The organism is Chryseobacterium sp. Leaf404, from assembly GCF_001424145.1.
GTDB lineage: Bacteria > Bacteroidota > Bacteroidia > Flavobacteriales > Weeksellaceae > Chryseobacterium.
Genome location: NZ_LMQM01000012.1, coordinates 540843 through 556075, shown reverse-complemented (window position 1 = coordinate 556075; position 15233 = coordinate 540843). Strand labels below are relative to the sequence as shown.

At 38.3% G+C, this 15233-nt stretch carries 13 protein-coding genes; 5 read left to right on the top strand and 8 right to left on the bottom strand.

Annotation, left to right across the window (positions count from 1 at the left end):
• Nucleotides 1-16: 16 nt before the first annotated feature.
• Nucleotides 17-565, top strand: a complete 549-nt coding sequence (locus ASG31_RS14170) for a type 1 glutamine amidotransferase domain-containing protein (RefSeq protein ID WP_056033920.1) — start codon at nt 17-19, stop codon at nt 563-565.
• 171 nt (nt 566-736) lie between these two features.
• On the opposite strand, the gene ASG31_RS14165 is transcribed toward ASG31_RS14170, so the two are convergent.
• Entirely contained in the window at nt 737-1375 is a 639-nt protein-coding gene (locus ASG31_RS14165; protein ID WP_056033918.1) for an NAD(P)H-dependent oxidoreductase, read from the bottom strand.
• Between the two features lie 559 nt (nt 1376-1934).
• Between ASG31_RS14165 and ASG31_RS14160 the strand changes: the two genes are divergently transcribed.
• The 3 genes from ASG31_RS14160 (at nt 1935) to ASG31_RS14150 (ending at nt 6682) form a co-directional block, all read left to right on the top strand.
• A complete protein-coding gene (locus tag ASG31_RS14160; RefSeq protein ID WP_056033913.1) occupies nt 1935-2855 on the top strand; it encodes a LysR family transcriptional regulator in 921 nt (306 codons plus the stop codon).
• A gap of 197 nt (nt 2856-3052) precedes the next feature.
• Nucleotides 3053-4861 (top strand): translational GTPase TypA, encoded by a 1809-nt coding sequence (typA, locus tag ASG31_RS14155; protein ID WP_056033910.1) that lies wholly within the window; start codon nt 3053-3055, stop codon nt 4859-4861.
• 216 nt (nt 4862-5077) lie between these two features.
• Complete coding sequence (locus ASG31_RS14150; RefSeq protein ID WP_056033907.1) at nt 5078-6682, top strand: glycoside hydrolase family 10 protein; 1605 nt, start codon at nt 5078-5080, stop codon at nt 6680-6682.
• 260 nt (nt 6683-6942) lie between these two features.
• Here the strand turns inward: ASG31_RS14150 and ASG31_RS14145 are convergent, their stop codons facing one another.
• Together ASG31_RS14145 and ASG31_RS14140 are read right to left on the bottom strand one after the other, a co-directional pair.
• Nucleotides 6943-7182 carry a hypothetical protein gene (locus ASG31_RS14145; protein WP_056033903.1) on the bottom strand — a complete coding sequence of 80 codons (240 nt, stop codon included), beginning with the start codon at nt 7180-7182 and terminating at the stop codon, nt 6943-6945.
• 236 nt (nt 7183-7418) lie between these two features.
• On the bottom strand, nt 7419-8009 hold the full coding sequence (locus tag ASG31_RS14140; protein ID WP_131725558.1) for a hypothetical protein: 591 nt from the start codon (nt 8007-8009) through the stop codon (nt 7419-7421).
• A gap of 219 nt (nt 8010-8228) precedes the next feature.
• On the opposite strand from ASG31_RS14140, the gene ASG31_RS14135 reads away from it, so the two are divergent.
• Entirely contained in the window at nt 8229-8798 is a 570-nt protein-coding gene (locus ASG31_RS14135) for a dual specificity protein phosphatase family protein (RefSeq protein WP_157844474.1), read from the top strand.
• 110 nt (nt 8799-8908) lie between these two features.
• Here the strand turns inward: ASG31_RS14135 and ASG31_RS14130 are convergent, their stop codons facing one another.
• From ASG31_RS14130 to deoD, 5 genes are all read right to left on the bottom strand, one after another.
• Nucleotides 8909-9796 (bottom strand): T9SS type A sorting domain-containing protein, encoded by an 888-nt coding sequence (locus tag ASG31_RS14130; RefSeq protein WP_056033893.1) that lies wholly within the window; start codon nt 9794-9796, stop codon nt 8909-8911.
• A 78-nt stretch (nt 9797-9874) separates the two neighbouring features.
• Nucleotides 9875-10903, bottom strand: a complete 1029-nt coding sequence (locus ASG31_RS14125) for a LacI family DNA-binding transcriptional regulator (RefSeq protein WP_056033890.1) — start codon at nt 10901-10903, stop codon at nt 9875-9877.
• Nucleotides 10904-11163: 260 nt separating this feature from the next.
• On the bottom strand, nt 11164-12585 hold the full coding sequence (xylE, locus tag ASG31_RS14120; protein WP_082504572.1) for a D-xylose transporter XylE: 1422 nt from the start codon (nt 12583-12585) through the stop codon (nt 11164-11166).
• 28 nt (nt 12586-12613) lie between these two features.
• Nucleotides 12614-13942, bottom strand: coding sequence for a xylose isomerase (gene xylA, locus ASG31_RS14115; RefSeq protein ID WP_056033887.1), 1329 nt, complete (start codon nt 13940-13942; stop codon nt 12614-12616).
• A 430-nt stretch (nt 13943-14372) separates the two neighbouring features.
• Nucleotides 14373-15083: a purine-nucleoside phosphorylase gene (deoD, locus tag ASG31_RS14105; RefSeq protein WP_056033881.1), complete on the bottom strand. Its 711-nt coding sequence runs from the start codon at nt 15081-15083 to the stop codon at nt 14373-14375.
• Between the last annotated feature and the right edge of the window lie 150 nt (nt 15084-15233).

The window sequence follows — 15233 nt, the reverse complement described above, 5'->3', positions numbered from 1 at the left end:
CAAAAAATAGAATATTATGTCAAAGAAAATTGCCATTTTGGCGACACACGGTTTCGAAGAAAGTGAATTGAGTTCTCCTAAAGAACATATCGAAAAGCAGGGCTGGATGGCACATATCATCAGTCCGGAAAGCGGAACTATCAAAGCATGGGCAGAAAAAGACTGGGGAAAAGAATATCCGGTAGACAAAACTCTGGATGAGGTTTCTGCTTCTGATTATGATGCACTGGTATTGCCGGGCGGAGTAATCAATCCTGATAAAATCAGGGTAAACGATTCTGCATTGAGCTTTGTAAAAGATTTCTTTCAGCAGCACAAACCGGTAGCAGCCATCTGCCACGGTCCGCAGATTCTGATCAATGCGGAAGTAGTGGAAGGCAGAAAACTGACTTCTGTGAAAAACATCAGTCAGGATCTAAAAAATGCCGGAGCCCAGTGGGAAGACAGCGAGGTGGTTGTAGATCAGGGGTTGGTGACCAGCCGTACTCCGGAAGATCTTCCAGCCTTCAACGCAAAACTGGTAGAGGAAGTGAAAGAAGGAAAACACAGCGGACAAACAGTCTAAAATCCTGTGACCCAAAGAAAAATCAGCATTCGTTAAAGGATGCTGATTTTTTTTTGAGATTCGGGATGCGGGTTTGGGGATTCAGGATTTGGAAATATTGATGTGATAAATGATAATTTTTGAGAATAATTTTTCCCTCACATTATTTCCACCGATGTCATCGTGAAGCTTTTAGATGGAGGGCTGGGAGAGAGAAAAATCCTCGTGTAGCATTGTTTCTTTCTCAAAAACGCGCGTTAAATGTTCTCTGTATCTCTTCATATCACGGTCTATATCAGCATTTTTTTCCACATCGTGAAAGTGGAAGCTGTCCATTTTCTCGAGTGACACAAAGGCATTCATTCTGTGAAACCCGAACAGCGGTCCGTCGTCAACACTCTTTTCATTAAAGAATTCATTGGGTAGCGTAAAGGCGGTTTCGGGAGCGTTCCAGCTGGTGGTCAGCATATATTTCCGTCCTCCCAGCATTCCGCCGGTGCCATAGTTGATCTTTGGATTTTCGGAGGATCTGCCGTCGCTCATGTAAATTCCTTTGGCATGACCGGCCGTGAAAACTTCATCTATATACTTTTTAAAACCGTTCGGCAACTGAAACCACCAGATCGGCGTGTGGTAAATGATATAATCTGCCCAGACAAATTTTTCAACTTCTTCACCGTGATTGTACGCACTGCTGGTGTTGGTGATTTTAATTTTAAAATTTCCAAACGACCGTAAGACTTCTAATGTATTCTCAGCGATGGTCTGATTGTATTTTCCACCTGAATGCCCGAAGTTCTGTCCGCCATTAATGATAAGTACTTTTTTCATAATTTTTTTGACTGTTTCAATTTTATGATGCAAAGTTAGGGTGGGTTGATGTATTAAGAAAATAATATAATTTATATCTTTGTATTAGAATTCTGATAGATTATGATTGACGATTGATGTTGGATGATGGATGATGGGTGATTGATGATGGATGATGATTGATGAATGATGGATGATGGATGTCGGATGATGGGTGATTGGAGGTTAGAGATGGAAGATAGATGATGGGAGAGGGATGAATGTTTTTATTTGGGCAGCTATTTCCGCCCTCCGTTCCCGCTTTTTTGCTCGTCGTACCTCCTCACAAAAAGAGCTCCACTCAGGTCGGGCTGCGGAAGGGGGGAATGAGTAATGGGTATGACTTATGAATGATGAATGATGAATGATGAATGATGATTGATGAATAATGAATGATGATGTTGGGTGTCAGTTTTTTAGATGTTGGTGTTTGGGGTGAGATGATTCCATTCTAACCGTAATGGGTCATTATCTAAACCTGGTTTTTCCACCCCGCATCCCGCATCCCGCACCCCTCAACTTTAACCTTAACCTCAACCTCATGGTAAACCTCGAATGGTACAGAACTTTTAAAGCAATATACAAAACCGGAACCTTAACTGGGGCTGCTGATACGCTGTTTATTTCTCAGCCGGGTGTAAGTCTGCATCTGAGTTCTCTGGAAGCGTATGTCGGTTACAAACTGTTTGACCGCACCGGAAGAAAGATGATCCCGACGGAAAGGGGCAAAGTCTTGTTTAATGCAGTTTCTGAACCACTGACGAAACTGGAGGAAGTGGAAAAGAACTTTCAGAGGTCAACGGAGAAACATACGCCGACGATCAGCGTGGGAATGTGTTTTGAAACTTTCCAGACCACTTTAGAACAGTATGTTTCCACTCTGGATTTTAATTTAATCATCAGTTTTGGTGAATATCCTGAAATGCTTGACCAGCTGGATAAGGGAATTTTAGATCTGATTATCACACCGAAAAAAGGCAGTTCTGCCAACATCCTGCACGAGGCATTTTCGTCAGAACAGATTGTGCTGGTAGGTGGAAAAAATGTTAATCTGGGTGAATTTAATGAAATTTTAAATACCAAAGACTTCCAACAGGTGGAAGCGTGGCTCAAGCAGGAAAAATGGTACGGCACAACGGGAGATATGGAGCATCTTTTCCAGTTCTGGCAGCTCAATTTCGGGCACAAACCAAAGTTCAGACCCAACTACATTGTCCCGAATTTAAATTCAATTATCAGATGTCTGAAAGGTGGAATCGGGTTGGCAGTTGTACCTGATTTTCTCTGTAAAAATGAAATAGAATCAGGAGAAGTGAAACTCATCTGGGAGGGAAAGGAAAAGCTGGAAAATACACTCTATTTCGGATGCAGAAAAAACACGATGTATCAAAACGAGATCAGTCATATCAAAGGTCTTTTCAGAAAAATGATGTCTAAAACTGATGAAGTTATTGTTGAATAAAATATCGTCCTGAATGAAAGCATACATTGCTTTCAACTTAAATAAACAATCAAAGCCATATTCCCAACAGGACTATTAAAATTCACAGTGGTAAAAGTTCGTGTTCCAAACTTGCTCATTATGAATTTGTTAAATATGAAAACAAATTTTTATTAATTCATAAATTATCACTACTTTTGCAACCGTAAAAATCATTCATGCAAAACATTAGAAATATTGCGATTATCGCACACGTTGACCACGGTAAAACTACTTTGGTTGATAAGATTATTCATGCAACAAACATTTTCAGAGAAAATCAGGAAAGTGGAGAATTAATAATGGATAATAACGATCTTGAAAGAGAAAGAGGTATTACCATTTTATCTAAGAATATTTCTGTTAACTATAAAGACGTTAAAATTAACGTAATTGACACTCCTGGTCACGCCGATTTCGGTGGTGAAGTAGAGCGTGTTTTGAAAATGGCAGATGGTGTAATCCTTTTGGTAGATGCATTTGAAGGACCAATGCCTCAGACAAGATTCGTATTGCAGAAAGCTTTAGAATTAGGTCTTAGACCATTAGTTGTTATCAATAAAGTTGACAAACCAAACTGTCGTCCTGAAGAGGTTCATGATAAAGTATTCGATTTGTTCTTTGCACTTGAAGCGAGTGAAGAGCAGTTGGATTTCCCTACATTCTACGGATCTTCTAAGCAAGGTTGGTTCAACACTTCATTAGAGCAGACTGATAATATCTTCCCGTTATTGGATGGTATTCTACAATATGTTCCTGAGCCTAAAGTTGAAGAAGGTAACTTACAGATGCAGATTGTATCTTTGGATTTCTCTTCTTTCTTAGGAAGAATTGCAATTGGAAAAGTAATCCGTGGAAGTCTTAAAGAAAGCCAGTGGATCGGTTTAGCTCAGGCAGACGGTAAAATTGTAAAAGGAAAAGTAAAAGAATTATATGTTTTTGAAGGCCTTGGAAAGAAAAAAGTAACCGAAGTCTTAGCTGGTGATATCTGTGCTGTAGTAGGTTTTGATGCTTTCCAGATCGGAGATTCTTTCGTAGATATCGAAAATCCGGAGCCATTGCCAAGAACTTCAATTGATGAGCCTACGTTGAACATGACGTTCTCTATCAACAATTCACCTTTCTTCGGTAAAGACGGTAAATATGTTACTTCAAACCACCTGAAAGAAAGATTAACTAAAGAATTAGAAAAAAACTTAGCATTAAGAGTTCAGCAGACTGATGATGCAAACACATTCTTAGTTTTCGGTAGAGGTATTCTTCACTTGTCAGTTCTAATTGAAACAATGAGAAGAGAAGGTTACGAAATGACTATCGGACAGCCACAGGTTATCCTAAAAGAAGACGAAAATGGCCAGAAAATGGAGCCTTATGAATCTCTGGTTGTTGACGTACCAGACGAATTTGCTTCAAGAGTAATCGATTTGGCAACTCAGAGAAAAGGTGATCTCCACATTATGGAAACTAAAGGTGAAATGCAGCACATGGAATTCGAAATTCCTTCAAGAGGTTTGATCGGGTTGCGTTCTCAGATGTTAACAGCTACTGCAGGTGAAGCTATCATGGCACACCGTTTCACAGAATACAAGCCTTTCAAAGGTGCGATTCCTGGAAGAAGTAATGGTGTATTGATCTCTAAGACTCAAGGTCCTGCTACAGAATATTCTATTGCTAAATTACAGGATAGAGGTAAGTTCTATGTTGATCCGGGCGAGGAGATTTATGCTGGTATGGTGATTGGTGAGCAAAACAAGCCGGGAGACTTAGTTGTTAACATCGTTGAAGCGAAGCAGCTGAACAATATGAGAGCTTCAGGAAAAGATAAAGATACAGGTGTAGCACCAAAAATCTTATTCTCTCTAGAAGAGTGTATGGAATATATCCAGGCTGATGAAGCGATTGAGGTTACTCCAAACTTTATCCGTATGAGAAAGAAAGTACTTTCTGAAGAAGAAAGAAAAAGAATCGAAAGAGGAGCGAAAGCATAATCTGAAATTCATCAATAGATCTAAAGCCTCGATTTTCCGGGGCTTTTTTTGTTGTACAGTGTTCTGAAATTTTGATTCGTTGCACTGTAGTTTGAAACAGTTCTTGCATCATCGGTATGAAAAGTAACGAAGCATGCAAAAGACCAGACTTTTTAATGCTGAAAAATTTTCTATTCACTTTGATATCATTAGTTTTGTGTTTCGAAACATTTAGATATGAAAATCATCAATACGAAATTGATCTGTATATTGGGAATAGCAGCTTCCATAAGCGCATCCTGTTCAGTCCAGAATAAGGCTGCAGCAAAAAAAGAGTCTGTAAAAACACCTGAAAAAGCAAAGAATGTTTCTGTTAAAGATTCAGTAAAGATTCAACCTCTGGCCATAAAAGAAGTTGAGCTGAAAGTGAATCTTCCTGAAATTAAAAGAGAATTCCGTGGTGCGTGGATTGCCAGCGTTGCCAATATCAACTGGCCTTCGCGCAATAATTTATCGGTAGATCAGCAGAAAGCCGAAGCCATCACTATGTTGAATATGCTTCAGGAAAACAATTTTAATGCTGTGATTTTTCAGGCAAGACCTTCAGGAGATGCTATATACACAAGCAATATGGAGCCCTGGTCGTATTTTCTTACAGGACAAACCGGGAAAGCTCCGGAACCCAACTATGACCCTCTGCAATTCTGGATCGAAGAATCCCACAAAAGAGGTATGGAACTTCACGTATGGCTAAACCCTTACAGAGCCCATCATTCTAACGGTGGACCGGTTACAGAACTGTCTATGGTAAAAAAACTCCCGGAAATTATCATCCGTTTGAGAAACGGGATGTACTGGTTTGATCCCGCAAGCGAAAAAACGCAGGGGCATGTTTCTAACATCGTAAAAGATATGGTGAAAAGATATGATCTGGATGCCATTCATTTTGACGATTATTTTTATCCGTACGCAACTTACAATAATGGCAAAGATTTTCCGGATTCCGCAACCTGGAATGCCTATGTGAATTCCGGCGGAACCCTCAGCAGAGCAGACTGGCGTAGGGAGAATGTGAACCGTTTTGTGGAGAGAATTTATAAAGAAATTCATGCAGAAAAAAATTACGTCCGTTTCGGGATCAGTCCGTTTGGAATCTGGAAGCCGGGTTATCCCGCAGGAATTGTTGGCTCTTCGCAGTATGATGAGCTGTATGCTGACGCTAAACTGTGGCTCAATAAAGGCTGGGTAGACTATTTTTCTCCCCAACTGTACTGGCCAATCGAGTCGAAAGGGCAGGCTTTCGGGCCTCTTTTGGAGTGGTGGAAATCTGAAAACACAATGAACCGCCATCTGTGGCCAGGATTGAATACTGTTGAGGTAAAAGTTTCAGACCGCCCCACCGAAATTAAAAATCAGATTGAACTTTCAAGACAGATTCTGGGAAAAGATGCAGGAGAAATCCACTGGAGCATCGCAGGACTAACGAAAAATGCCAATATGCTGCCGACTCTTAAAAACGGCCCGTACGCAGAAAAAGCATTAGTCCCAAAAAGCCCTTGGCTGAAGGCTGCTCCCGTGGAAAAACCCACACTTTTCATCAATGATCTTGGTTCAGTAATTAACGCATCGTGGAGTTCAAAAAAGATAGCTGCCGTCTCGCAATGGGTACTCTTCAGGCAATACAACGGCGTTTGGGAAACTGAAATTCTTACTTTAGAGAATCTCTCACAACAAATCCCGAAAAGCAGAGATGGTAAAATCCTGAATGCGGTAGCGATAAAGGCGATCGACAGGCTTGGGAATGAGAGTGATTATTTTGCAAAGGCTATTGGGAAAAAGTGATATAAAACTCAGAGTTGATCTCTGAGTTTTTTGTTGATCCAAAAAGAGCTGATAAGAATAGATGTTGAAATCTGCTTATGTCTCAGTATCGTGGTTGCGCGCTTTTAAACTTTTTATTTTTTTTGCAATCTCATTCAGCATTAATTTGTGTCTCACGAGTGCAATTATCCAGTTCATGCCTCCAATCCAAAGGAACGAAGTTATTCCAAACCAAATCTGTTGAGAAATTGTAACCATAAATGCGGAAATAATAGTTACCGCTATAAAAAATGATACATATAAAATTCATAGGTCAATATAGTTCTGTTTCCTTGGTCAACAATTTTAAAAGTCCCTTTTTCGATAGGGATAAGAATATTACCATTCCATCTTCCCCATTTGAAAAATTTTGACTTAAATGTCAACTTGTTGTCTTTAATAATTATGTCTTCACCTGTTTTTTTTGTTATAAACTGTTCAATAAATTCAAGAGTTTCTGTCACTTGTAAAATTGTTGCCAAGTCGTACTGAATATTTTATTGAAAATGGAAATATCATTTTTTTGCTAAGTTCTCTTTTAGGGTTACTTGTAATGCTTTTCTGTAATATCCTTTTTATTAATATTTCAGCAGCGATTCAGATTTGGCGCGCGCATATTAGCAAAAATTTAATAGAAATATTGCTAATAAAACTTGCAGAACACTCATTGGAGATTTTTTATCCCGATTTTGGTAAACACTAATTTTCAGAAATGCTGTCAATTTTTATAATTAATAATTTTTGGATTATTTCTGGAGTATACGATGTATACTTCATCTCCAACTTTAAGATTTTTTCCATTTCTCAAGTTTGTACTGTTTTTGTCAATATTGTAATCAAAATAGATGTACTGATTATGTTTTATATCGTTTCTGATTTCTTTCACTTTTATTTTTTCCATTTCTCCATTTTTTTTAAGTTCATAAATTTCATATCTATTCATCGATGTTATAAATACAATAATTGTCAAGATAAATATGGGAAAAGCAATTAAAGTCATCGAGTTTTTGAATTTAGTTGCTTGCTTAATTCCTATTTCATTTTGATACATTCCATTTGAAATTAAATCAATAGGACCGATAAAATTTTGAGTTTTAATTTTTATAATAAGTTTTCTTATTATCAGGATAGTTAGATACAAAATTGCAATCCAGCTAAAGCCAACACTTGTCAACAATAAAAACGATTCTTTCTTTAAATAGGATAAATTTAAATTGTCAGTCCACCAAAAATTTAGAGCAATAGAAAGCCCAATAGAATTTAATATAATGTATAAAACTAAATATGTTACTACCGCTTTAGAGTTCATTTTAAATTTAGTATTCTTTTTGTAGCGTATATTTTCCAAAATTCGCCTTCACGCAATGCGTCTATGCAAACTTTTATTCCCTAAAAATAATTAAATAAATGACAGCATCAAATCTTTATTTGAATGTGAAATTTTTCTTTTTTCCACAAAAACATTGTAGTTTCGTAGTAATCCTGTTTTGAATCTAAACTAATGAGCCCAGTCTTTAAAACTAAAGTATTGAAAAAAGTATTTATTCCATTGTTCATCGCGGCTTTGGGGATTTTGGCTTTTGTGTTTTATCAGAAGAAAATACGGCATAATCTGGTGACCATTTCAGAAAATAAAGTTTACAATTCGGGTGTGGTTCCTCCCGATCAGCTGGAAGATTTTGTGGATGACCATCACATTAAAACCATTGTGGATTTAAGGGATGGTTTAATGCAGACAGAACTCAATCCTGAAAATAAAAATCAGGTGAATGATGAAGAATGGGCTGCCGGCAATATTTCAGGAATCAGCTATTACAATCTTCCTACAGACCAGATTCCTGATGACAGTACTGTGAAGAAATTTTTAAAAATAATGGATGATCCTAAAAATTATCCCGTTCTTATTCACTGTCATCACGGTGTCGGTAGGTCACGCCTGTTCAGCTCAATTTACAGGATTGAATATGAGAATTTCAGCAATGAAAACGCACGAAAAAACGCAAGATTATTTTGGGAAATGAGTGGTAATTTTTCAGAAAGATCAGACAAAGGAAAGTATCTTACCAATTATAAAAAAAGACCATTGAAAAACAGGTAGTACAAGTCTGAAAAAGGCCGTTATCTCAGCTGAATGTGCCATCAGCTCTACCAATTTCCATACGCTATATCACTGCTCCAGAACAGTTGCGTCAATGCGTCATCAAATTCTTACTTCCTGATGATTTTCCTGATAACAGATTTTTGTGTGGTTTCCAGTTTTAAAATATAAGATCCGGAAGGCAGTGCAGACATATCTACCACATTACTGTTAATTGTCACCGGGATTCGTTTACTGCTGCTGTCAAAAAGAGACACATTTGTGATTTTTTCTTTGCTGATTATATTCACAAAATCTGAAGTAGGGTTGGGATACACTTTGATGTCCGTATACGCATCAGCAACTTCATCCGTTCCCAAAGTCAAACCCTGAATAGAAAATGCTGCGCCATGGTAAGGGTAGGCAGTCCAGGTAGGATACGCGGCAGCACCGGTAAGATTAGAAATCCGCATGTATTCAGGAGTTCCCGCAGCGGCTCCCCACCAGTTGAATTTTTGTGGAGAATAAATGCTGAGCGCGTCTATGTTTAATTTAGGAACAAAGAAAAGCCAGTATTTTGTATTGCCCTGTAAGATTGCCTGACCGGGCAGCGCGGCAATATCAACGGTCACAGTATAATTATTGTCTGACGTGTTTACGATACTGTACCCCTGCGTACTGTTGCTGATATTCACGGCAATGACCGGTGTTCCCGTCTGCTGAATTGGATGTCCCGCAGGTACGCCGCTGTTGTCATTATAAACGTAAAGAATCAGGCCGTTGCAGAGAGATGTGAGAGTTTGCGATTGTTGAAATCCGAAAATATTTATAGCAGTTATTTCGCTTGTTTGGTTTAAAATGAAACTGCTTGCAAGGCCTATTGTTTCGCCGTTGTTGGTTTTATAAGAGGCGAATGCGGTGCCAATGTTCGGTACCGGCTGCAGTTGTGAATGAATGATGTACTGTGCCTTGGTTTGTGAAAAGAAAAGAATGATGAGAAAGAGGGAGATTTTTTTCATTGGTAATAATTTTTATAAAAATACAAATAATTCCCTTTCTTTTGACACTTTATAAAACCAAATATGTTAAAATCTCTTTCATTTTCTCTTGGAAGACTTTCGCACACAGATTTGAGGAGCCAAAACTACTTTTTTCTCAACAGAAACGCCTGATGAATTGTCTTTGATGTGATCCAGAAAAACCTGACCTGCCATGTTTCCCATAATCACGGGAGTCTGGTCTACAGAGCTCATCGGAAGTTCCATAAACTGAGTGAAAGGTTCATTAGAGAAACCGATTACAGCGACTTCCTGAGGAATTTTGATTTTTCTTTTTTTAAGTTCCTGGCAGGCTCCGAGCGCAGCAAAATCACTGGCAGAAAAAATGGCGTCGGGAATAGACTGGCTGTCCCACAAAGTTTTGATGGCTTCAATTCCTGCGTCAATTGAGCTTCCGGTTGAGATGATGTTTTCTTCTTTTACCTGAAACTGATGGTCAATAAGCGCCTGTTTGTAGCCACTCAGACGGTTTCGGTAGATTTCAAGATTAAGGTCTCCCGCAAAATGACAAATGTCTTTGTAGCCTTCTGAGATCAGATGCTCTGTTGCCATGTAACCTCCCTGATAGTCGTCGATTGTAACCGTGCTGATCCCGGGAATATCTTTTTTTCTGTCAAAAAATATAATCGGGGTGTTTGATGTATCTAAAATATGCTGAATATGTTCGGTATCCAATGTTGTTCGGGAAACAGACATAAAAATTCCGTCCACCTGAGCATTCAGCAGAGTGTTAAGATGTTTTTTTTCAATGTTTACATCTTCGTGACTTTGACAGATAATAACGTGGTAACCCTGCACAGAAAGTTCTTCTTCAATTCCGCGGATGACAGATGAGAAAAAGTTGGTATTGATGTACGGAACGATGATTCCGATGTTTTTCGTTTCCCCGCTTTTGAGGGCTTTGGCAAGATTATTTTGCTTATAGTTCATTTCTTTGGCGGTTTTTACTACCAATTCTTTGGTTGCCTGGCTGATTCTCGGATGATTGTTGAGTGCCCGGGAAACAGTTGCCACGCTTACGTTCAGCTTTCTTGAAATGTCATAAATAGTGGCGTTTTTCTTTGTCATACCTCGTTTTCTATTGTTTAAAACAATGAATTTTCTTCATCATTATTGATGTGAATGTAATCATTTGACGTAGAAATATATTTTATACAGGAATATTTTCTAAGCTTTTTTAAAGATAAATTACAGCGCTAAATTTAATTAAAATTTATGAGTGAATAAGTCTTTTTAAAACAAAGAGTTTTCCGGCAGAAATGCAAAGAAAAAGCACCCGAAAAAATCTGGTGCTTTCTTATAAAATCTTTAGCTGATATCAATGGTAATTACTTTTCCCAAACCTTTTCAATCTCCTCCAGAGATTTCCCTTTCGTTTCAGGAACCCATTTCCAGACAAAGAACAGCGATAAAACACTCATCACTCCGTAAAATCCGTAGGTGAAGGCTCCGCTGAATTCCATCATAAAAGGATAGGTGGATGAAATTAAATAATTCGCAGCCCATTGTGCGGCAACAGCAATCGCAATCGCACTTCCTCTGATTTTATTAGGGAAAATTTCTGAGATTAATACCCAGCAAATCGGTCCCCAGGACATCATAAATGAAGCTGTGTAAACGATAATGAATACCAAAGTGGCAATTCCGATGATTTGATAATACGATAAAATTGCAATCGCAAACATACCAATTGCCATCCCAACAGAACCGACGATTAATAAAGGTTTTCTTCCCCATTTATCCACCGTGAAAATCGCGATGACGGTAAAGATTACATTCACCAATCCCATTACAACGGTCTGCAGCATCGATGAATCTTTGTGAACACCCATGCTTTCAAAAATCCTAGGAGCATAATACAAAGCCACATTAATTCCCACAAACTGCTGGAAAATAGAAAGTAAAATTCCAATCACAATAACGGTTTTTCCGAATGCGAAAATTTCACTTTTATGCTCAACAACGGTACTTTTTATTTCAGAGAAAATTTCTTTTCCACGCGCTTCACCATTGATTTTGGTTAAAATTTTCAGCGCTTCTGCGTCTTTGTTAACGAATGTCAGATAACGTGGTGTTTCAGGAACGAAAAATAGCAAAATTCCAAATAAAGCAGCCGGAATTGTTAAAGATAAAAACATATATCTCCATCCGATTTCGTTGATCCATTCTACGGTTTGTCCGCTTGCGATTCCCCAGTTCACGAAGTAAACCACGAGCATCCCGAAAATAATGGCAAACTGATTCAGAGAAACCAGTTTACCACGTATTTCGGCAGGTGCAATCTCGCCAATGTACATCGGGCAGACCGCCGAAGCCAGTCCCACACCGATTCCACCGATGATCCTATAAAAATTAAATGCCAGCAAAACACCCATTGAATGTTCGCCGTGTTTGAAGAATAAAAACTCAGGATACGCCGCTCCCAAAGCACTGATGAAGAACAGAAATGCTGAAAGCATCAACGATTTTTTTCTTCCCAGCTTTGTGGAAATCATTCCGGAAATAGCGCCACCGATGATACATCCGATCAATGCACTTGAGATGGTAGCTCCATGGGCGAGTGAACTTAATCCCAAAGGAATAATGAGATATTCCTGAATTGATTTTTCGGCTCCCGAAATCACGGCAGTGTCGTATCCAAACAAAAGCCCTCCCAAGGTGGCGACCAACGTGAGTACAGTAACGTACAGCATGTTGATCTGCGCCTTTGTTCCTGAAGAATATTTAGGACCGGAATCTATTATTTGCATAGTTTGATTTTTTAATTGAAATTAAAAATTATAAATACTGATTGATAATACTCTCAAGATATTCCTGTTTTCCGCTTTCTCTTCCTACTTCACCTAATCCCTGAGCGTAAGTGGCAAGATCGGTTAAAGATAAGCTTCCATTTTCGAAATCTTTACCTTTTCCGCTGTCGAAAGATGAATATCTGTTGGTTCTGATTTCAGAATATTTTGATTTTTCTAAAATTTTATCAGCAGCTAAGAAAGATCTTGCAAAATTGTCCATTCCGCTGATGTGAGCGATGAAGATATCTTCCAAATCTGTAGAATTTCTTCTGATTTTCGCATCGAAATTCACACCTCCACCCTGGAAACCTCCAGCCTGTATAATCACCAACATCGCTTGCGTCATTTCGTACAAATCAACAGGGAACTGGTCTGTATCCCAACCGTTTTGATAATCACCTCTGTTGGCATCGATGCTTCCCAAAACATTGTTGTCAGCCGCCACCTGAAGTTCGTGCTCGAAAGTATGTTGTGCCAAAGTAGCGTGGTTTACTTCAAGATTTAATTTAAAATCATTCAACAAATCGTACTGACGAAGAAAGTTCAAACACGTTGCAGCATCAAAGTCATACTGGTGTTTTGTAGGCTCCATCGGTTTTGGCTCGATGAAGAAAGTTCCTGTAAATCCCTGAGCTCTTGCATAGTCTTTTGCCAAATGTAAAAACTTCGCCATATGCTCCTGCTCACGCTTCATATTCGTGTTGAGAAGTGACATATAACCTTCACGGCCGCCCCAGAAAACATAGTTTTCGCCACCTAATTTGATGGTTGCATCCAAAGCGTTTTTCACCTGTCCGCCAGCGTAAGCCAAAACGTCAAATGAAGGATTGGTAGCCGCACCGTTCATAAATCTAGGGTTTGAGAAACAGTTCGAAGTTCCCCAAAGTAATTTCACACCTGAAACAGCCTGCTTCTCTTCAGCGTAATCTGTGATGAATTCTAATCTTTTTGTAGATTCTACAAAGTTGTCTGCTTCATCAATCAAATCATAATCATGGAAACAGTAATAAGGAACGCCCAATTTGGTGAAAAATTCGAAAGCCGCATCCATTTTTTCTGTTGCTCTCTGTTTTGCATCAGAAGCGGTTAACCAGTCAAATTGCTGAGTTCCTGCACCGAACGGGTCTCCACCGGTTGCACAGAAAGTGTGCCAGTAAGCAGAAGCAAACTTGAAATATTCTTTCATCGTCTTTCCACGAACGACCAAATTCTCATCGTAAAATTTGAATGCCAACGGATTGTCTGATTCTCTTCCCTCAAACTTGATTTTTTCTATTCCTTTAAAGTACTCTTTGTTTCCTGTGGTAACTGACATATTTATTATATTTTAAATTTATTGTAACCGATTGCATTTTACAGTATTATTTTATCAAATACTTTTCATAAAATTTACACTATATTTCTATAAAACCTGAAATTGATGTGGTTTAAACTAAATGTAAAAATTCTCTGATAAAAAACGAAAAAGAGTAATTTTTTTTTGTTTTTGATGCCTAAAATCTTCTGAAAGCCTTTATTAACAGGGATTTGTATTATGACATTAAGCTGAAGTGAAATCAATTTAAACTGAATATTAAATTTTACGTGTGCAGAAATGTTCATCTGCTTTCCCCGTTTTCTAATTTGATAACCTTATTTTTTACCTGAAAATGAAAATAAGAGGGTATGCTTATCATAAAAAATACGATAAACGTCATTGTGATATTTATCGTATTTTAAATTTAATGGAAAAAAGAGAAAATCTGTTAAGAGACTTTCCAGGCCGCTTCCAAAGCAAGCTCAATCATTGGTTTCAAAGCTGTTTCTCTCTGGTCTGCCGAGATCATTTCTTTGGTCGGAATAATATCTGAAACGGTAAGAATGGTCGCTGCATTTTTACCTAAATGTTTTGCATTGGCAAATAATCCAAACGCCTCCATTTCCACTGCCGGACAATTGTATTTCTCAGCAATAGCAGGAACAGAAGGATCTTTTCTGTAAAAAATATCGCTGCTGTGGATATTCGTAGCTCTGGTTTTCAAACCTAATTCTTCCGCAGTTTCATGGATGATGCTGTAGATATTTCCTTGGTTTAGAAGGATCTCTTCTTCAAATCCCCATGCATATTTTGCATACGTACTTTCGCTGGCCGCATTTTCAACATTCAGAAGGTCAAAAAGGGCTACATCAGAAGAATATCCTCCACACGTCCCGATTCTGATGATGGTTTCCACTTCATATTCTGTGAAAAGTTCGAAAGAATAAATTCCGATGCTTGGGAAACCCATTCCGCTGGCTCCGACGGTGATTTCCTTACCCTTATAAGTTCCGGTATAATATAAAATACCTCTGGTTTGGCTTACTAATTTTGGGTTTTCAAGAAAGTTTTCTGCGATATATTTCGCTCTCAAAGGATCTCCCGGCTGCAGAACTACTTTTGCAATTTCTCCTTTTTTAGCGCTGATGTGTATGCTCATACTGTTGTTTTAATGATGGCAAAGATAATGAATATCTATATAGTTGTCGGATTCAGCACTCTAAAAAAAAATCCTGAAATTTTGATTTATTAATATCAATTGAGTAATTAGTAAATCTTTTTTTGGATATCATTTCTAAATAAAATGTAA